General features: G+C 66.2%; 17 protein-coding genes. 14 read left to right on the top strand and 3 right to left on the bottom strand.

Annotated features, from left to right (window positions below; genetic code table 11):
- Nucleotides 1-7: 7 nt before the first annotated feature.
- Nucleotides 8-1,261: an alpha/beta hydrolase gene (locus tag H9639_RS00995; protein ID WP_191806291.1), complete on the bottom strand. Its 1,254-nt coding sequence runs from the start codon at nucleotides 1,259-1,261 to the stop codon at nucleotides 8-10.
- A gap of 95 nt (nucleotides 1,262-1,356) precedes the next feature.
- Between H9639_RS00995 and H9639_RS00990 the strand changes: the two genes are divergently transcribed.
- From H9639_RS00990 to H9639_RS00950, 9 genes are all read left to right on the top strand, one after another.
- Nucleotides 1,357-1,848: a hypothetical protein gene (locus tag H9639_RS00990; protein WP_191806290.1), complete on the top strand. Its 492-nt coding sequence runs from the start codon at nucleotides 1,357-1,359 to the stop codon at nucleotides 1,846-1,848.
- A 76-nt stretch (nucleotides 1,849-1,924) separates the two neighbouring features.
- Nucleotides 1,925-2,416 (top strand): peptide-methionine (R)-S-oxide reductase MsrB, encoded by a 492-nt coding sequence (msrB, locus tag H9639_RS00985; RefSeq protein ID WP_191806289.1) that lies wholly within the window; start codon nucleotides 1,925-1,927, stop codon nucleotides 2,414-2,416.
- Nucleotides 2,417-2,575: 159 nt separating this feature from the next.
- Nucleotides 2,576-2,899: a ferritin family protein gene (locus H9639_RS00980; RefSeq protein ID WP_191806288.1), complete on the top strand. Its 324-nt coding sequence runs from the start codon at nucleotides 2,576-2,578 to the stop codon at nucleotides 2,897-2,899.
- Nucleotides 2,900-2,974: 75 nt separating this feature from the next.
- Nucleotides 2,975-3,424: a DUF2809 domain-containing protein gene (locus H9639_RS00975; protein ID WP_191806287.1), complete on the top strand. Its 450-nt coding sequence runs from the start codon at nucleotides 2,975-2,977 to the stop codon at nucleotides 3,422-3,424.
- Between the two features lie 75 nt (nucleotides 3,425-3,499).
- Complete coding sequence (locus tag H9639_RS00970) at nucleotides 3,500-4,726, top strand: ROK family transcriptional regulator (RefSeq protein ID WP_225219043.1); 1,227 nt, start codon at nucleotides 3,500-3,502, stop codon at nucleotides 4,724-4,726.
- 112 nt (nucleotides 4,727-4,838) lie between these two features.
- Entirely contained in the window at nucleotides 4,839-6,167 is a 1,329-nt protein-coding gene (locus H9639_RS00965) for an extracellular solute-binding protein (protein WP_191806286.1), read from the top strand.
- Nucleotides 6,168-6,276: 109 nt separating this feature from the next.
- Complete coding sequence (locus H9639_RS00960) at nucleotides 6,277-7,140, top strand: carbohydrate ABC transporter permease (RefSeq protein WP_191806844.1); 864 nt, start codon at nucleotides 6,277-6,279, stop codon at nucleotides 7,138-7,140.
- Between the two features lie 3 nt (nucleotides 7,141-7,143).
- On the top strand, nucleotides 7,144-7,998 hold the full coding sequence (locus tag H9639_RS00955; protein WP_191806285.1) for a carbohydrate ABC transporter permease: 855 nt from the start codon (nucleotides 7,144-7,146) through the stop codon (nucleotides 7,996-7,998).
- 8 nt (nucleotides 7,999-8,006) lie between these two features.
- Nucleotides 8,007-11,021: an alpha-mannosidase gene (locus tag H9639_RS00950; RefSeq protein ID WP_191806284.1), complete on the top strand. Its 3,015-nt coding sequence runs from the start codon at nucleotides 8,007-8,009 to the stop codon at nucleotides 11,019-11,021.
- Nucleotides 11,022-11,035: 14 nt separating this feature from the next.
- Here H9639_RS00950 and H9639_RS00945 read toward each other — a convergent pair whose 3' ends face one another.
- Together H9639_RS00945 and H9639_RS00940 are read right to left on the bottom strand one after the other, a co-directional pair.
- Nucleotides 11,036-12,187, bottom strand: a complete 1,152-nt coding sequence (locus tag H9639_RS00945) for an acetyl-CoA C-acetyltransferase (RefSeq protein ID WP_191806283.1) — start codon at nucleotides 12,185-12,187, stop codon at nucleotides 11,036-11,038.
- An 86-nt stretch (nucleotides 12,188-12,273) separates the two neighbouring features.
- Complete coding sequence (locus H9639_RS00940) at nucleotides 12,274-13,299, bottom strand: amidohydrolase family protein (protein WP_225219042.1); 1,026 nt, start codon at nucleotides 13,297-13,299, stop codon at nucleotides 12,274-12,276.
- 225 nt (nucleotides 13,300-13,524) lie between these two features.
- Here H9639_RS00940 and H9639_RS00935 point away from each other — a divergent pair, with 225 nt between their 5' ends.
- From H9639_RS00935 to H9639_RS00915, 5 genes are all read left to right on the top strand, one after another.
- A complete protein-coding gene (locus H9639_RS00935) occupies nucleotides 13,525-15,153 on the top strand; it encodes a peptide chain release factor 3 (RefSeq protein WP_191748628.1) in 1,629 nt (542 codons plus the stop codon).
- Nucleotides 15,154-15,173: 20 nt separating this feature from the next.
- The gene (locus tag H9639_RS00930; protein ID WP_191806282.1) at nucleotides 15,174-15,935 is read left to right on the top strand and encodes an ABC transporter permease; all 762 of its coding nucleotides are present in this window, start codon (nucleotides 15,174-15,176) and stop codon (nucleotides 15,933-15,935) included.
- Nucleotides 15,936-15,998: 63 nt separating this feature from the next.
- Nucleotides 15,999-16,730, top strand: coding sequence for a VC0807 family protein (locus tag H9639_RS00925; protein WP_191806281.1), 732 nt, complete (start codon nucleotides 15,999-16,001; stop codon nucleotides 16,728-16,730).
- A 106-nt stretch (nucleotides 16,731-16,836) separates the two neighbouring features.
- A complete protein-coding gene (locus tag H9639_RS00920; RefSeq protein ID WP_191806280.1) occupies nucleotides 16,837-18,213 on the top strand; it encodes a DUF6421 family protein in 1,377 nt (458 codons plus the stop codon).
- Entirely contained in the window at nucleotides 18,210-18,944 is a 735-nt protein-coding gene (locus H9639_RS00915; RefSeq protein ID WP_191806279.1) for an SDR family NAD(P)-dependent oxidoreductase, read from the top strand. Before H9639_RS00920 ends, H9639_RS00915 begins: the two co-directional genes overlap by 4 nt.
- The last annotated feature ends 15 nt before the right edge of the window (nucleotides 18,945-18,959 follow it).

Here is an 18,959-nt window from a genome sequence, read left to right as displayed (position 1 = left end):
CAGACAGCTACCCCCTGCGCTCAGCGGGGCGCCGCGTCCGTCCCAGAGCGGTCTCCAGCCACCCGGCTACGGTGTCCTCCCAGCGGTCGGGATCCACGTTGTACTCCCTTGTATGCCCGCCTTGCGGGAACCGGACAAACGTCACCAGGTCAGGATGCTTCTCGGCCAGATCCGCGGACGGACCAACCGGAACAAATTCGTCCCGTTCACTGTGCACGATCAGCACCGGAGTCCGGATCTCCTCTGCCCGGGAGACCCAATCCATGCTTTTGAGGTCCAGTGGAGCTGCCAGTCCGGTCAGGGTCCGGCCGGCCGGATTCGAAATCAGCCACTGTCCCAGCCTGCCGACCTGTGCCGGGATCCGGTTCAACCGGGCATGGTGTGCCAGCACTTCCACCCAGTTCACCACCGGGCCGTCCAGCACCAGGGCGCGGATATGCCGGCTCAGTGAGGACTTGTCTACGGTTTGCAGAGCAATTGCGCCGCCCATGGACCAGCCGAAAAGTACGACGTCGCGCGCACCGTTGGCGAGCGCATAGCGGATGGCTGCCTCGACGTCGTGCCATTCCGTCAGACCCAGCCCGTACCTGCCGTCGGAGGCGTACGGGGCTTCGCCGTCGTTGCGGTAGGAGATGAGCAGGCTGGTCATCCCGGCGCGGCGGGCAGCGCCAAGGCCGCGGATGGTTTCGGTGCGCCGGGCGCCCCTGCCGTGCACCATGATCGCCCAGGTGTCCGAGCCGTCGAGGGAACGCACCAGCCAGGCCGGAGCCTTGCCGTTTTCCACGTCGATCTCCACGTCTTCCTGCGGGAACCCGGCGTCCGACGGCGTGGGCTGGATAGTGCCGGACCACCAGCCGCGCACGGCCTTGGCAAGGTCCCCGGAGTAGACGTGTTCGACGTCGCGCTGCACTGTTCCTTCCCGCGGCACGTACGAACGGATCGCACCGATCCGCGCGAACCCGGAGCCGCCGTCGAAGTACAGCCCGTATGTGCCCTCGACAGTGGTGTCCTCGTTGGCCGGGAGGATGATCTGCAGTCCATCCGGCGAGTCGATCACGGCGAGGATTTCCAGGTTTGCGTCCCGCCCCTGGCGGGGGGTCACGATCTGCCGGGCGAAATAAACGGCGAGGCCGGACGTCGCGGCCAGCACGGCCGTGGAGGCCGCAGCGCCCACGCCCGCCCCGAAAGCTGTCCATTTGACCCACGGAGCGGTCAGGGCTGCGGCCGGTTCTGCGGGCACCTCAGAAGGAGAGAGAAGCATGCATACATTGTGACTGACATTGCTGCAAGCAGGGAAAATTCCATGTCACCGGCGGTTCCTTCACCCGCCCCCGGGCTGCCGCTAGGCTTGGCCGCATGAACGCGAAGATCGTGGTGCTGACCGAAGAAGTCCTGAACGAAGCCGACGCACGGAACCTCGGCTACCTGGCGGAGAACAATCCCGTGAGTTTCACCGTCCTGGTTCCTTCCGATCCCGGACGGAACATGCTGGTGGACGTCCTGGACAATCTGAGCCTGCTGGACTTCGCTGCCGCCTACCGGAACATCGCCGGCCCGCATCCTTCCGCCAAACAGGAGGTCAAAGCCGCCGAACAGGAGCTCGCTGAATCCCTGGATCTGCTGCGCGGCCTGGGATTCGACGCCGATGGCCGGGTTACGGGCGAGAACCCGGTCGAGGCGGTGGTTGAGGAAGCCCGCGGCTCCGACGCCCAGCAGGTGGTGGTCATCACGACACCGCACGCCGTTGAGGATACGTTCCGCACGGACTGGGCGAACGAGGCGCAGGACAGGCTCGGAGTGCCGGTGCTGCACCTGTACTCGGGGTCAGGCTTTATCGGCGACTCCTAGACCGGGCATTATTCGCGGCTCCTGAGCGTTGCCGAAGATAAGCACTAGACGCAGATTGAGGATCAACATGGATGGCATGACCACGGGCGGAAACATTCAGGACGGGAACATCAAGGACGGCAGCGCCACGGCCCAGCCCCCGGTCCGGAAATCCGATGAGGAGTGGCGAAGTGAACTGACACCGATGGAGTACCAGGTGCTGCGGCAGGCCGCCACCGAACGGCCGTACACCGGCGAATACTGGGACACCAAGACCGAGGGCGTCTACGAATGCCGGGCTTGTGGAGCGGAACTGTTCACCAGCAACGAGAAATTTGACTCGCATTGCGGCTGGCCGTCCTTTTTCGCCCCGCTGGCGGAGGGCACGGTCCGTTACCTGCACGACCGCAGCATGGGCATGGACCGCATTGAGGTACGGTGCGCCAACTGCGACTCGCACATGGGTCATCTGTTCGAGGGCGAGGGCTTCAATACCCCCACCGACCAGCGGTTCTGCATCAACTCCGTGTCCATCCGGCTGGTCCCGAAGGACAACGCACAGGACGACGACGGCGGCGCCCGGCAGTAAGCGGCGCTTCACCCCGCGGGCCTGACAGATACCCGCCGGCCATTGTCTGCCCCGAAAGCCCGCCGTACGCTCGATTATCCGGTCCATTTACGTTTCCGGTTCAGCGTGCGGCGGGCTTTGCCGTGCCGGCGCGGTCCCGGGCCCACCATGGGAGACCCAATGGGAACAGACCAGTATCACGAGCCGCCGTCAGAGCTCCCGCCGGAGATCCGGACCTTCGCCAGGATGTGCGCCAGTCTCAGTGAAGAAGCCGAAGCGATCGGCTGGTACGTCCAGCGCATTGCGGTGGAACCTGACGAGGAATCCCGGAGCATCATGAAGGATTCCCTGGGCGAGGAGTTCAAGCACTTTTCCATGGAACTGGAGTTCCTCCTCCGGAAAACCCCGCAGTGGCGCGCTATTGCCGGCGGCATCCTCTTCACGGACGGTGACATCGTGGATCATGGAGAGGCATCCGAAGCTGCGGCGGCCGGCGAGGAGTGAGCCCTCTGGAGCGGTGGATGTCCAACAGCGGCATCGATTAACGGCGGCACCCGGGGCAGCGTCTAGGATCCTCGTATGCCTGCCCCTTCCGCTAGAGATGACATCCCTGCCCGGCCCGCTTCCCGCCGTGCCCTGGCCCTGGGAGCCGCTGCGGCCGCCGTCGTAGCCTGCGGACTAGCTGTCCGCGGCCTGCCTGGAATCGTGGGCGACGCCGCCGGGGGCATCCTGTATGCCGCGCTGGTGTACCTGCTGCTTGCCTTGGGTGCGCTCGTGCTGCGGACCACGCGGGTGGGTCCGGCGCAGCTGGCTGCTGCCGCCGTCGTGCTGTGCACCCTGGTGGAGCTGTTCCAGCTCACCGGCTGGCCGGCCAGGCTGGGTGAGACCTCGCCCCTGCTGCATCTGGTGCTGGGCAGCACGTTCAATGCGTGGGATCTGCCTGCTTATGCTGCGGGGGCCGCGGCCGCTTGCCTTGCGGACAGGACCTTGGGCTGGCCGGCCAGGCGGAATGAGACGGTGGACGCCTAAGCTTCCTTTGCATCGGCACTATTCGCCTTTCGAGGAAGCTGCCTGGCCAAGCACCGCTTAGTGGAAAGCAGATCGATGCGACGCGGAACCAATCTCCCGAAGATGGGAGACTTCAACCAGACCGTCATTTTGGACGCCATCCGCCGGTCCGAGCAGGGACTCAGCCGGGTGGAGCTGGTGAGCGCCGTTGGACTTGCGCCGCAGACGGTCTCCAATATTGTCCGCCGCCTCTTGGATTCCGATCTGGTGACGGAGGCCGGGAAAACCAGCGGCGGAGCGGGCAAACCCCGGACAACCCTCCGCGTGCACGCCGCAGGAAGCTACGCCGTCGGCGTACAGCTGGACCCGGCCGTGACCACCTCGGTCCTGCTGGACCTGATGGGAACTGTTGTGGCCCGCCGGCAGGTAGAGACTCCGCAAGGCAACGATCCCGCACAGGTCCTGGCCACTATCACCGCAGAGGCGTCCGCCCTCCTCACCGAGAGCAGAGTGGATCGGGAACGTGTCGCAGGCCTGGGGGTTGCCACGCCCGGCCCGATCGATAAGGCCTCCGGCACCGTGCTGGACCCACCCAACCTCTTGGGCTGGCACCACGTCCCCCTCGGAAGCGCACTGGCCTCATCCACGGGTCTGCCCGTCCTGGTCGAAAAGGACGTCAGCGCTGCGGCGGCTGCCGAAATCTGGGTCAGCGGCCGCCGGAGCACTCCGAGCTTCCTCTTTGTGTACATCGGAACCGGCATCGGCTGCGCTGTGGCACTCGATGGTGAAGTGCTGCACGGCGTCTCCGGGAACGCAGGCGAGATCGGACACCTTGTCACGGACGTCTCCGGCCCGCCCTGTTCCTGCGGGCAGCGCGGATGCGTGGCCGTGACGTGCACTCCGCGGAGCCTGGTCCGGGAAGCAGCCGGACTGGGCCTGACTGCCGTCCTGCCACCGGATGCCGCTGACTCGGAAGTTACGGCGGCATTCCTGGATATCTGCGGGGCCGCGCTCGCCGGCGACGAGGCCGCGGGCCGTCTGGTAGACCAGGCCGCAGCCCGGACCGCCCGCGCGGTTGCCACGCTTCGGGCTATGTTCGACGTCGACCACGTGATCTTCGGCGGCCCCTTTTGGGCCCCCGTCTCTGCCCGCTACCTTGCAGCCATCCCCGCTCTTTTGGCGGGCCACCCCGTGGCCGGGGAGCGGCCGCTCGAAGTCACTGGCACGGTGCTGGGTGAGGATGTGACGGCCGTCGGAGCCGCCTGCCTCGTGTTGGACCGGGCGCTCGGTCCGCGGCGGGAGCGGCTCCTCTTACAGGGATAGCGGCCGGAGCACCCGCGCGACACCATTGAATAAGTCCATTCGATGTACTAGCGTCGGGGCACCATCAGGGGCATTGACCCCTGCCGGGAAAGTCGTGGATCAAAGGAGAACCATGCGCGGCATAGAGAAGACGTTGATGGCAGTCGCGGCCGTAGGCCTGGCGCTGACCGGCTGCTCCAGTGGTGATTCCGGCGGGGAGGATTCCCAGACGCTGCGGATTGCCTATAAAAAAGCAGATCCGGTCCTGGAATCTCTGATGACAGACACCAAAGCTCAGTTTGAAGCCGCCAACGAGGGCGTCACCGTGGAGTTGAGCCCGATTGAGGGAAACGACGAGGACTACGCGACCAAGCTCGCCCTCTCACAGCGCTCCCCGGATACGGCCCCGGATGTCTTTGCGGAGGATTCGTTCAAACTGCGGGCCGACGTCGACGCCGGTTACGTCCTTGCCCTGGACGATTACCTCGCCGACTGGGAGGACTGGGCAACCTTCAACGAGACCGCAAAGCAGGCAGGCCTCGGCGATGACGGCAGCACCTACGCTGTTCCGCTGGAGACCGACACCAGAGTCATTTGGTACAACCAGAATGTTCTGGGTGCGGCAGGCATCGAGCTTCCGTGGCAGCCCAAAACCTGGGACGACCTGCTGGGGATGGCCCGTACTGTCAAGGCTTCCAACCCAGACGTGGTGCCGTTCAGCATGTACGCAGGCACCATGCAGAGTTTCTACGAGCTGCTCTACGGCACCGAAGACGGTGGCCTGTACAACGAGGAGGAACAGAAGTGGGTGGTCGGCTCGCAGGGCTTCGTCGATTCATTGACCTTCCTGAAGACCATCTACGACGAGGGCTTGGCTGTCTCGCCGGCGGAAGCCCTTGATCCCAACATCTGGCAGCAGATCGTGGGAGAAATGCTCCCGCAGGACCGGATGGGTGCCACCGTTGAAGGCTCCTATGCCCCGCAGTTCTGGCAGGAGGGAGCGGATTACGAATGGCCGGAGTACGGCGATGTTATGGCCACCGCTCCGTTCCCGACACAGGATGGACAGGGGCCCGGTGCCGTGAGCATGTCCGGCGGCTGGACCCTCGCCGTCGGTGCCGGGAGCAAAAACCCCGATCTGGCCGTGGAGTTTCTCAAGACGGCCATGAACTACGACAACTCACTGGCGTACACAGTGGACGCGTCGAAGATCGCCGTCCGTACCGATGTGGCCGAAGCTTCCGAGTACCAAGAGATGAACCCCTTCGCCAGTGAGGTCACCGAAGTCCTGAATGTGAGCAACTACCGCCCTGCGACGGCTGACTTTGCAGAAATCGACACTGCCGTACTCACCGCCACCCAAGAGGTGGTGGCTGGCGGCAAGAGTCCGGAGGAGGCCGCAGCCACCTATGACGAGACCCTGAAACGGATCGTCGGCGAAGACAACGTCATTGAAGAGTAGCCAGGCACCTTCAAGCGCTTCCCCCTCCCGGGCCTCCGCCACACCGGAGGCCCGGGCCCGGAAGCCGAAGCAGGCACCCCGGACGCGGCCGCCAGCAGCATCGGTACGGCTGCGGCGAAGCGCCCGCCTCCTGCCCCTGTTGCCGGCGGTGGTGCTGTTGCTGGTGTTCCTTGGCGGTCCCATCCTGTGGGCTCTCTATGGTTCCTTCACCGACGCGGGCCTCACGGGTGCGAGCGCCCGGAACCCGGAATGGATCGGACTGGAGAACTACCGCAGTCTATTCACCGATCCGCAGTTCCCGCGCTCACTGTGGCTGACTTTCCTGTTCGTTCTCGGATCCGCCGTCATCGGCCAGAATTGCCTGGGCCTGACCTTGGCCCTGGTGATGCAGCGCGCCAACCGCGTGGTGGCAGGCGTCGTCGGAACCTGTGTAGTTGCCGCATGGGTGCTGCCTGAAATCGTCGCCGCATTCATCGCCTACGCGTTCTTCTTCCGGGACGGGATGCTGAACCAGCTCACCGGCCTGGCCGGGCTTCCCGCCGTGGACTGGCTCTATGAATACCCCATGCTTGCCCTGGTCCTGGCCAACATCTGGCGGGGCACGGCGTTTTCGATGATGAACTACCAGGCTGCCCTGAACGACGTCCCGCCGGAGATCACCGAATCAGCAACCATCGACGGTGCCGGCGGACTGCAGCGGCTACGGTTCATCACGCTCCCCATGATCAAACGCAGCATCGCCACCAACCTGATGTTGATCACCCTGCTGACCCTGGGTACCTTCACGCTCATCTACGTGGTGACACGCGGCGGGCCGCTCAATGCGAGTACCACCCTGCCGATCATGGCCTACGAGCAGGCATTCCAGTACGGAGACATCGGCTACGGCACTGCGATCGCCGTCGTGATGCTGTTCATTGGAGCCGTGTTCTCTATCGCCTACATCCGCATGCTGCGGGAAAGGAAGGACTAGGCCATGACTGCCGTCGTCACCGCCCGCCCCGCCATGAGGGCGGCCAAAGCCCGCAGTGCGCGGACAGCCAATACCGCGCTGGTGTTGCTGGCTGCCTGCTTTGTGCTGCCGCTGACCTGGCTCCTGGCTGCCTCCGTCAATGCGGACGCCACCTACGAGCTCGCGGTGCCGTCCACGCTCACGCTGGAGAATTTTGGCGCCATCATGACCGCTCAGCAGACCTTCATTCCGCTGTTGAACAGCTTCATCCTCGCCGTCGGTTCCGCCTTCGTAACCGTCATTGCCGCAGTGCTGGCCGCCTATCCCCTCTCCCGCTACCAGATGCGGTTCAAGCGCCCGTTTATGTACACCGTCCTTTTCGGCACCTGCCTGCCGATCACAGCAATCATGGTCCCCGTGTACAGCCTGTTCGTGCAGCTGAACCTGCTCGATTCACTGGGAGGAACCATCTTCTTTATGGGTGCGACCTTCCTGCCGATCGCGATCTGGATGACGAAGAATTTCATGGACTCGGTGCCCGTGTCCATGGAGGAAGCCGCCTGGATTGACGGGGCTTCGTCCATGAAGGCGCTGTTCTATGTGGTGCTCCCGCTCATGCGGCCCGGACTTGGGGTCGTTTTCATCTTCGTGTTCCTTGAGGGCTGGGGTAACTTCTTCGTTCCCTTTATCCTTCTGTTCTCTCCGGACAAACAGCCTGCGTCCGTGAGTATTTTCCGCTTCTTCGACCAGTACGGCGGCGTCGCCTACGGCGAACTCGCTGCATTCTCCATCCTGTATTCAGTGCCGGTGATCGTCCTCTACATCGTTTCCCGCGCGATGGGCGGCTCGTTTGCGCTCAGCGGTGCCATGAAAGGCTAAGGTGCCAGATGCACGAGAACCGCGAACTTGTTGAAGCCCGGATCACACGCTTCCTGCGCGAACGGCTCGAGCCGGCTCAGTGGCGGGAGCGCCGCCCCCTGGAAATCACGGCGTGGACAGCCCCGGGTGAACCGGTGCCCTTCGCAGAGGCCGTCCGACAGGACTTCCTTCCTTTCGCAGCGGGCCAGCCGTGGGGCGCGCCGTGGGACACCACCTGGTTCCGGGTCAGCGGGACGGTTCCGGCGGACTGGGATGTGGGCGACGGAGTCCGGACAGAACTGGTGATCGATCTGGGTTTCGACGGCGAAGGCCCGGGGTTTCAGGCCGAGGGACTCGTGTACACGGCCGACGGGTTAATCGTGAAGGCGGTGGAACCGCGGAACCTGAGCGTTCCGCTCCCCCACCGTCCCGGCGAAGCCTTCACCTACTACATTGAGGCCGCTTCCAACCCGAACGTCATTGCAGGCTTCACTTTCGCGCCGACGCCGCTGGGCGACCGGACGACGGCGGGAGAGGAACCGCTGTACACCTTCCGCGCAGCGGACCTTGCCCTGCTGGATGTGCCGGCCTGGAACCTGGCCCGGGACTTCTGGACGCTGAACGGGCTGATGCACGAACTGCCGATGGACCTGCCCCGCCGGTACGAGCTCCTGCGCGCCATGGAACGCGCGGTCAATGCCGTTGACCCCGCCGACATTCCCGGCACGGCCAGTGCCGGACGTGCCGCGCTCGCCGCCGTACTGGAGAGCCCGGCGTACGCGAGCGCTCACCGGGTGCATGCCGTTGGCCACGCCCACATCGACAGCGCCTGGCTGTGGCCGGTCCGGGAAACCGTGCGGAAAGTCGCCCGGACTTTCTCCAATGTGCTGGAACTGATGGAAAAGAACCCGGACTTTGTCTTCACAGCTTCCTCGGCCCAGCAGTACGCCTGGCTGAAGGAACACTATCCGGAGCTGTTTTCCCGGGTCGCAGAAAAGGTACGCAGCGGACAGTTCGTGCCCACCGGCGGGATGTGGGTTGAATCGGACACCAATCTTCCCGGCGGTGAAGCCCTGGCCAGGCAATTCGTGGCCGGAAAGCGCTTTTTCCAGGAAGAGTTCGACGTCGACCCCGAGGTGGTCTGGCTGCCGGACTCGTTCGGTTACTCGGCCGCCCTGCCGCAGATCGCCCGGGCCGCCGGCGCCCGCTGGTTCCTGACGCAGAAAATTTCCTGGAACGAAACCAACACCATGCCGCACTCCACGTTCCTCTGGGAGGGCATTGACGGCAGCCGCCTGTTCACGCATTTCCCACCCGTGGACACATACAACTCCGAACTCTCCGGACAGGAACTGGCCCGCGCACAGCGCCAATACGCGGAGAAGGGCTTCGGGAACACCTCCCTGGTGCCCTTTGGCTGGGGCGACGGAGGCGGAGGCCCCACCCGGGAGATGCTTGCCGCCGCCGAACGCACAGCGGACCTGGAAGGCTCGCCAACGGTGCAGCTCTCCAGCCCGGAACGCTTCTTCACCGCAGCCGAAGCGGAGCTGGCCGAGCCTCCGGTCTGGTCCGGCGAGCTCTACCTGGAGTTCCACCGCGGCACCTACACCAGCCAGGCCAACACCAAAAGAGGCAACCGGCGCTGCGAGCACCTGCTGCGGGAAGCGGAACTCTGGGCCACGGCATCCGCCGTGCGGACCGGCACCCCGTACCCCTACGAGGCACTGGAGCAGGCGTGGCATACCGTCCTGCTCCAGCAGTTCCACGACATCCTGCCCGGAACCTCCATTGCCTGGGTCCACCAGGAAGCCGAGCACAACTACGCCCGTGTGGCGGCAGAGCTGGAGGCAGTGATCGACGACGCCGCCCGGGCCCTGCTGGGCACCGGCAGCACCACTGCGGTGCTCAACGCCGGCCCCTATCCGCAGCAGGGCGTGCCGGCAGGAGGTGCGGGACCGGCGGCTGCAGCAGCTTTCTCCGGCCACTGGAAACGCACCGAATCCGGCTGGCAGCTGGCAGGGCCCACGCTTCGGCTCACAGTGGACGAGTCCGGACTGTTTACCTCATTGCTAGCCGCCGGGCGCGAGGTATTCCCGCCCGGCCAGCCCGGTAACCAGTTCCAGCTCTTCCGCGACACCCCGAACCAGTGGGACGCCTGGGACCTGGACGCGCACTACCGGTTCAGCACCAGCGCCCTGATGCAACCCGACGCCATGGAACCGGAGGACGACGGGCGGACGCTGCGCATCGAGCGGACCTTCGGGTCCTCCACGCTCATTCAGCGGATCTCACTCAGCCCGGGCGGCACAGCCGTGGACCTGGTGGTGGACGTGGACTGGCACGAGCGGCAGAAGCTGCTGAAACTCGCTTTCCCGCTGCACGTGCACGCTGACCGCGCTGCGTCGGAGATCCAGTTCGGGCACCTGTACCGCCCCACCCACGCCAACACCTCCTGGGACGCGGCGCGGTTTGAGACCGTGGCGCACCGCTGGATTCATGTCGGTGAACCCGGCTTCGGCGTCGCCCTGGCCAACGACCGCACCTACGGACATGACACGGTCCGCAGCGACGTCGGCGGCCGGACCTGCACCACGGTCCGGTTCTCGCTGCTGCGCGCCCCACTGTTCCCGGATCCTGGCGCGGACCAGGGCGCCCACAGGTTCCAGTTCTCCCTGCGTCCGGCGGCCGAAATCCCCGAGGCGGTGGCCGAGGGTTACCGGCTGAACCTGCCGCTGCGCACGGTGTCCGGCGTCGGAACCGCCGAAGCCGCACCCCTGCTGACCGTGGACAATCCGGCGGTGGTGGTGGAGGCCGTCAAGCTGGCCGAGGACCGCAGCGGCGACGTCGTCGTCCGGCTCTATGAGGCATTCGGCGGGCGGGCGGCGGCCCGGCTCACCCCCGGGTTCGGTTATGCCGGGGTAACCGCAACGGATCTGCTGGAACGCACGGTGGAGTCCGGCGCCCTGCGCGTCTCCGGAGACGACGCAGTTGAGCTGTTCCTGCGCCCGTTTGAAATTCTTACCCTGCGGTTCCGGCGGAGTTGATAGAGCCCCAGCCCTCAGCCAAGCCGTTCGATGATGGTGACATTGGCCTGGCCGCCGCCCTCGCACATGGTCTGCAGCCCGTAACGCCCGCCGGTCCGCTCCAGTTCATGCAGCAGGGTGGTCATCAGCCGGGCGCCGGTGGCGCCGATGGGATGGCCCAGCGCAATACCGCCGCCGTTGACGTTGACCCGGGAAAGATCGGCGTCGAGCTCGCGCTGCCAGGCCAGAACTACGGATGCAAAGGCCTCGTTGATTTCAATCAGGTCCATGTCCGCCAGTGACAATCCGGTGCGTTTCAGCGCGTGCCGGGTGGCTTCGATCGGGGCGCTGAGCATCATCACCGGATCGTCCCCACGGGCGGTGATGGAGTGGATCCGCGCGCGGGGCCGCAGCCCGTACCGGCGTACCGCGTCCTCCGACGCGAGCAGCAGGACAGCGGCGGCGTCGGAAATCTGCGACGACGTCGCGGCCGTGAGTTTTCCGCCTTCCCGCAGCGGCGCCAGGGATTCGATCTTGGCCCGGTCCGGGGTCCTCGGCCCTTCATCGGCGCTGAGACCGGCGACGGGAAGGATTTCCCGGTCGAAGCGGCCCTCGGCCTGGGCCGCGAGCGCCCGGGTGTGGGATTCGACGGCGAAGTCCTCCAGCTCGCTCCGGAATAGACCCCACCGGTCCACCATCATCTCCGCGCCAATGAACTGGGAGATCGGCTGCGTCCCGTACCGCGCCTCCCAGCCGGCAGATCCCGCGAATGGATTGGGGAACCCCAGCTCCGCGGCCGCCGTGTTGGCGTACCCGATCGGCACGGCAGACATGTTCTGCACGCCCCCGGCCACCACCAGGTCCGCTGTTCCGCTCATCACGGCCTGCGCCGCGTAGGAAATCGCCTGCTGGCCGGAGCCGCACTGGCGTTCCACCGTGGTTCCCGGAACCCGTTCGGAGAGCCCGGCAGCCAGCCACGCAGTCCTGGCGATGTCCATCGACTGCGGACCCACCTGGTCAATGCAGCCGAGAATGACCTCGTCGAACTCTGCCGAGTCAATGCCGGTGCGCCGAACGGTTTCGCCGATCACCGCAGCGGCCAGATCGGCCGGGTGCACTCCGGCCAGACCGCCGTTGCGCCGGCCTACCGGTGTGCGGACTGCGTCAATGATGAAGGCTTCAGCCATGCGGGGAGACCTTTCGTCTGGGGAAGACGGCCGGGTGCCGTACCTCACAGACTAGGCCAACCCCGCCCCCGGCGGTCCCGTCGCTGTCAGGTTACCGGTGGAGACGATTCTTCTTCGGGGGTGGAAAGGCCGAAGAGTGCCCTGGCGTTGCCTGCCGTGAACTTCTCCCTGTCCGAGTCGCTGGCGAAAGCGTCCAGCAGGGTGGAGATATCCTGGCCGCCGGGCCGCTGGAACGGGTAGTCGGTGGAGAAGATCAGCCGGTCCGGGGTGGTGACCTCCAGGGCATGGCGAAGCAGCACCGGGTTCAGCATGCCGGAACAGGTGATGTGCACGTTGGAACGGACGTACTCCGAAATCGTCCGTTCCAGATGCGCGACGCCGGAGAGGGTGTCCGCCCGGTCCAGCCAGAACAGCAGCAGCTCCCCCCAGTGGCCCAGAATCAGCTGCAGGTCCGGGTGCCGGTCCAGTGTGCCGCGGACAATCAGCCGCAGGGCAGCGAGTCCAGCCTCCACATGCCAGCCCCAGCCGATAGTGGCGAGCGCCAGATCCGTAGCCGGGTCAAAACCGCTGTAGACGCTCTGCCGCAGAGTCTCCGATGGCGCCTGCGGGTGGATGAAGATTGGCTGGCCGAGCGCTGCCGCCACCCCAAAGAGGTCGTCGTACCGCGGGGAGTCCAGGGGTACGTCCCCGGTGCGGCCGTAGACCATGGCCCCGACGAAGCCGAGGCTGGCGGCGCGTTCCAGCTCAGTTGCCGCTGCTGCGGGATCGGGCATGGGGAGGGAAGCGAAGGCACGCAGTTTGTCCGGATGCTGCTGTACGGCTGCCGCGGCGGCGTCGTTGGCCAGCCTGCTCAGCTGCACGGCGTCCGCAGGATCGAGCGGTTGGGTTCCCGGGGGTGCCAGGGAAAGGACCTGCAGGTCCACCCCTTGCGCCGCCATGAACTCGAGCCTGCCTGCGCCGAGATCTTCGAGACGGGCTTTGTTTTCGCCCATCTCGTCGAAGGCGATGCTGGGATCGGACCGGTCCGCGGGCAGCGCCTTCACGGCAAGGGCCAGATCCGGCAGGTTCCAGTGTTCTTCGATCGCAATAAGTGCCACGGCAGGGAACTCCATCCCCGGGCAGGCTGGCTGCCCGGCGCGGTTCGTCGTTCCTCCTTTATACGCCGCAGGCCAGGCGCGCACACGGGGTTCGGGAGGGATTCACGGGCCCCGTAGCCCGCCCGGCAATGGGATCCGCGACTGACGGTAGAATGAAAAGGCTGTGTTGAGCACAGCCGGCTGCAGGGCAACTAGCAGTCCCCCTAAGCAGTACCAACCTCAGAGTCTGAAAGCAGCGGAGTGTCCCAACAGGTTTCCACCACCGTCAGCGCCACCGCCACCAAGGAGATCGTTAAGGAAGCCGCCCGCCGGCGGACCTTCGCAGTGATCTCCCACCCTGACGCCGGCAAGTCCACGCTCACCGAGGCGCTGGCACTGCACGCCCGCGTTATCGGTACGGCCGGTGCCACCAACGGCAAGGAAAACCGCCGGGAAACGGTCTCCGACTGGATGCAAATGGAGAAGGACCGCGGCATCTCCATCAGCTCCACCGCACTGCAGTTCGCCTACCGGGACACCGTCATCAACCTGCTGGACACCCCCGGCCACGCTGACTTCTCCGAGGACACCTACCGCGTCCTGGCCGCCGTCGACTGCGCCGTGATGCTCGTTGACGCGGCCAAGGGCCTGGAAACCCAGACCATGAAGCTCTTTGAGGTCTGCCGTGCCCGGAACCTGCCGATCATCACCGTGATCAACAAGTGGGACCGGCCCGGCCTTGATCCCCTGGCCCTGATGGACGAAATCACCGAACGCACGGGCCTGACCCCCATGCCCCTGACCTGGGCGGTGGGCATCGCCGGCGATTTCCGCGGCGTCTGGGACCGGACCAAGGACGAATACGTCCGCTTCACGCGGCAGAACTCCGGCGCATCCCTGGCGCTGGAGGAGCATTTCAGCACCGAGGAGGCAGCCGCCGCCGAAGGCGATGCCTGGGACGAATCCCTCGGCGAAGCGGAACTCGTCATCGACGGCCGCGAATTCGACCGCCAGGCCTACCTGGACGCAAAAGCGACCCCCATTCTCTTCTCCTCCGCAGCACTGAACTTCGGTGTGAAGCAGATCCTGGACACCCTGGTGGACCTCGCTCCGCCGGCCGGCCCCCGTGTGGACGACGCCGGAAACCAGCGCCCCGTCGAGGCACCGTTCTCCGGCTTCGTCTTCAAGGTCCAGGCCGGCATGAACAAGGCCCACCGGGACCATGTGGCGTTCATCCGGGTCTGCTCCGGCATCTTCGAACGCGGCATGGTGGTTACCCACTCGAACACCGGCAAAACCTTCGCCACCAAGTACGCCCAGCACCTGTTCGGCCGCGAACGCGAGGTGATTGACCAGGCGTACCCGGGCGACGTCGTCGGGCTGGTTAATGCCTCCGCCCTCCGCGTTGGTGACAGCCTCTACGTTGAGGAGCCGGTGCAGTACCCGCCGATCCCCTTCTTCAGCCCCGAGCACTTCCGGGTGGCCCGGTCCCAGGACCCCAGCCGGTACAAGCAGTTCCGCCGCGGGATCGACCAGCTCGAGCACGAGGGCATCATCCAGGTGCTGCGTTCGGACCGGCGCGGCGATCAGGCACCGGTGCTGGCCGCCGTCGGTCCCATGCAGTTCGAAGTGGTTGAGGACCGGATGACGCAGGACTTCAACGCCCCGATGCGCTACGAGCAGCTCTCCTACTCACTGGCGCGGCTCACCGACGCTTCGGCGGCGGAGAAACTGAACAATGTGCACGGCGCTGAGGTCCTGGTCCGCACCGACGGAGCCTACGTGGCGGTGTTCAACGACATCTGGGCGCTGCGCCGGGTCGAAAAGAACCACCCGGAGGTCCCGCTGGCCGTGATCGGAACCGAGTCCCCCAACAGCCGCGGCTACTAGACCGGACTTCCCGAACCGCCGTGGATTCGACCCTGCTGAGCATTGGCCCCGCGGCGTGGCTGCTGCTGGCGGCCCTGCTCCTGACCGCGGCGCTGGTCTCGGCTCTGCTCCTGGCCCGGTCGCCGTGGGCCGTGCTGGCCGCCGGCGCCCGGGCGGTGCTGCAGCTTGCGGTAGTCGCCCTGCTCATCAGCGAGCTGGCCGGGCACCCGGCTGCCGCCGCGGCATTTGTGCTGCTGATGTTCGGCGTCGCGTCCTTCACGGCCGGACGCCGCGTCACCACTGGACGCCGCGGACTGCTGATGGCCGTGCCGATTGCTGCCGGCGTACTGCCCGTGCTTGGCCTGATGCTCGCGAGCGGGGTCCTGCCGCTTTCCGCCCTGGCGCTGATCGCCGTGGCCGGCCAGCTGATCGGCGGCGCCATGACGGCCTCCACTCTGGCGGGGCGCCGTCTGCTGGGGGAACTCCGGCAGCGCTCCGGGGAAGTTGAGGCCGCACTGGCACTGGGCTTCCCGGACCCGGAGGCACGCACGCTGATCCTGCGGCCGGTGGCCGGCGAAGCCCTGATTCCGGCCCTGGACCAGACCCGGACTGTAGGCCTGGTGACGCTCCCGGGCGCATTTGTGGGCCTGATCCTCGGCGGTGCCTCCCCTGTCGACGCCGCCTTGGTGCAGCTGCTGGTCCTTGTGGCCCTTCTGGCCGTTGAAGCCTTGGCCATCGCAGTTGTGCTGCACGGCTGCGCGGCTGGCTGGTGGGCACCCGGGAATGCTCGCGCACGCAGGTAGCCCCCGCGGGGGTTTGCGTGCTGCCCCTAGCCGCGTGAACCCTGCCCGGCGTAGTTTGCTGCCATGGAACCTACGGGGACCGGCTCCTCCCGCAGGATACCGACAGCTTCCCGGTTAATCCGGCTGGCGCTGGACTTCCTGCTACCTGTGGGTCTCTTCTACGGCCTGCGGGCGGCCGGCATCGATGCCTATACGGCGCTGCTGGCGGGAACCGCCCTCTCAGTGGCGAGCTCGCTGGTGGACTTGATGCGGAGCCGCCGGATGTCTCCGTTCGCACTTTATGCCCTTTCCCTGATGGTCCTGAGCACCGTCGTCTCCCTCATCCCGGGGGACGAGAGGTTCCTCCTGGCCCGCGGCGCCCTGGTCATAGGAGTCTCCGGGCTGTGGTTCCTCATCAGCGCGGCTACGCGGCGGCCGCTGGTCTACGTCATGAGCAAACCGTTGCTTCAGGGCCGATTCGGCTGGCCCAGGGAATGGGACAGGCTCTGGGAACACCTTCCGCGCTTCCGCAGGGTGTGGCGGGTAAGCAGCATTCTGTGGGGCCTCGGCCTGTGCCTCGACGCCGCCCTGCGGATCATCATGGCGTGGAACCTGCCGGTGGACAGCGTCCCGGGCCTGACAACCGCACTGACAACGGTCATGGCCATTGCGCTCATTTTGGTCAACAACATCTACTACCAGGTCTGCGGAGCTGCCCGGGCCTGGTCGTACTTTTACGCGGACATTCCCGGCATGGTGGTGGACTACCCGCAGAGCCACTGGCCCAAACGGCAGCGCGCCCAGCGCGAAGCATAAGGATTACTTACTTGCCATGGGATCGAGCCTAAGAATAGGTGATTTGTGGCTACGCTGGGGACGTCAGCTTCCCGCTGGGGGATCCTGCTACCGGAAGGTCTCTGCCATGTCATCCACCACGCTGCATTCTGCGGCCACCCAGCTCGCGCCGGCCCCGGAGGATTCCGCAGCCTGGCAGCGGCTGAAGGGCGCCGCGACAAAGTTTGCGCAGCTGCAGGAGCCGGACGGCTCCGTCCCCGCAGAGCACCACGGCACCGCCGAACCGCTGCTGAAAACCGTCCGCGATGCCATCCGGGACCTCGCCCCGGGCTTCGCGCACGACGCCGAATACCTCCGGCTTGTGGTCCGGGACCTGGACCGCTGGCTCGACGCAGGGCTGGGCGTTCCGGACTTCCTGGATTCCCTGCTGGTCTTCGCGCCGCAGCAGAACCGCACCAACGGCTTGCTGCACCTGGTCATCTTCCCGATGTACACCCAGAATGGCTCCCGTTCCCGCCTGCTCGAAGCCGTGATCGTGGAGGTCATCTGGCCGGAGTTCATCGCCGGCCTCGAAGCCGGAGACTACTCCAACAAGCTCTTTGTCCCGATCCGCTTCCGCGACTTCACCCCCGGCTATGACACCAACTCCGCCGTCCTGTTCCCGGAAACGGTGGCGGTCCGCGAGACGCCGGCCTTCACCTGGGGCGCGATCTTCGCGGACCGGGAAGCCGCCCGCTTCCGCCGGGTGCTGGCCGCCGCCGCGGAGATCACCTCGCTGGAACTGCCGGAGGAAGCCGCCGAGTTCCTGGACAACCAGGCACTCACGGAAGAAACCTTCGTGATGTGGGACCTCATCCACGACCGCACCCACATGCGCGGCGACCTGCCCTTCGATCCGTTCATGATCAAGCAGCGCATGCCGTACTTCCTGTACTCCCTGGAAGAGCTGCGCTGCGATCTCACCGCCTTCCGCGAGTCGGTCCGGATCCAGCACGACGACGACGCCGACCCCCAGGCCCGCCGCACCGCCGCCCTGGTGCAGTACGCCGTGATCTTCGACCGGATCTTCCGGTTCGCGATCACCGGCTCCCGGGTCCGCAACTACGACGGCCTGGGGGGACAGCTGCTCTTCGCCTGGATGCACCAGCACCATGTGCTGCACTGGACCGACGGAAAACTGAGCATCGACTGGGACGAAGCCCCCGCCGTCGTCGTCCGCCTGGGCGAGGAAATCGAGGAACTTTACTGGCGATCCATCGACCGCCCCAAGACAGCACACTGGCTGGCTGCCTACGATCTGGTGTCAGGGACGCTGACCCCCAACCCCGCCTCGCGCTGGGCCAAGGGACCGGATGCCCTGCCGTTGGACGGTCCGCCGCGCGCGCTCACGGATGAAGTGCTCGACGACGAATTCCCGCTGTCCATGTTCTACGAAGCACTGTCCAGGAAGATGGCACCGGTGATCGAATCCACCGCCGGAATCACAGGGAGCAGCACGCTATGACCGCAGCCGGGGCCGAGGAAACAACCGCACTCCAGGGGCTAACCGTCCTCGTCGCAGGGGCGTCCTCGGCCTCCGGCAGGGCTGTCTGCGGGGCGCTGGCAGCCGGTGGTGCCACCGTGGTGGCCGTCGGCTCGGATGCGGCCCGGCTGGAGACAGCATTGGGCTCGGTACCCGGGGCGGAGCTGCGCACCTGCGACCTCAGCCGCCCAGGCGACGTGGGTAATCTCGCCGCGGACCTGCAGGAAACCCACGGCGGCATCGACGGCCTGCTCCACCTCGTCGGCGGCTGGCGCGGAGGCAAAACCCTGACCGGGCAAAGTGATGCCGACTGGGACTTCCTGCAAACCCACATCCTCACCACCCTGCGCAACACCAGCCGCAGTTTCTACGATCAGCTGGCAGCCTCCCCGCGCGGCCGGCTGGCGATCGTCTCCTCCACCGCCGTCGACGCTCCCACCCCCGGCAACGCGAACTATGCTGCGGCCAAGGCCGCGGCCGAAACCTGGGTGCAGGCCATCGCCGCCGGGTTCACCGGCACCGGCGCCGCCGCCGCCGTGTTTGTGGTCAAGGCCCTGGTGGACGAGGCCATGCGTGCCGCAGAGCCCGAGCGGGCGTTCCCCGACTTCACCGACGTTGCCGAGCTGGGCAGGGCCGCCGTCCGGCTGTTCACCACACCCGCCGAGCCGCTCAACGGCAGGCGGATCAGCCTGCTCCCTTCTGACTACGTCTGAGGCCTGTTTCCGGCC

It is taken from the genome of Arthrobacter gallicola (assembly GCF_014836775.1).
In the GTDB taxonomy this organism is placed as follows: domain Bacteria; phylum Actinomycetota; class Actinomycetes; order Actinomycetales; family Micrococcaceae; genus Arthrobacter_B; species Arthrobacter_B gallicola.
The sequence above is the reverse complement of the archived record's forward strand: the minus strand, read 5'-3'. Positions and strand labels throughout refer to the sequence as shown.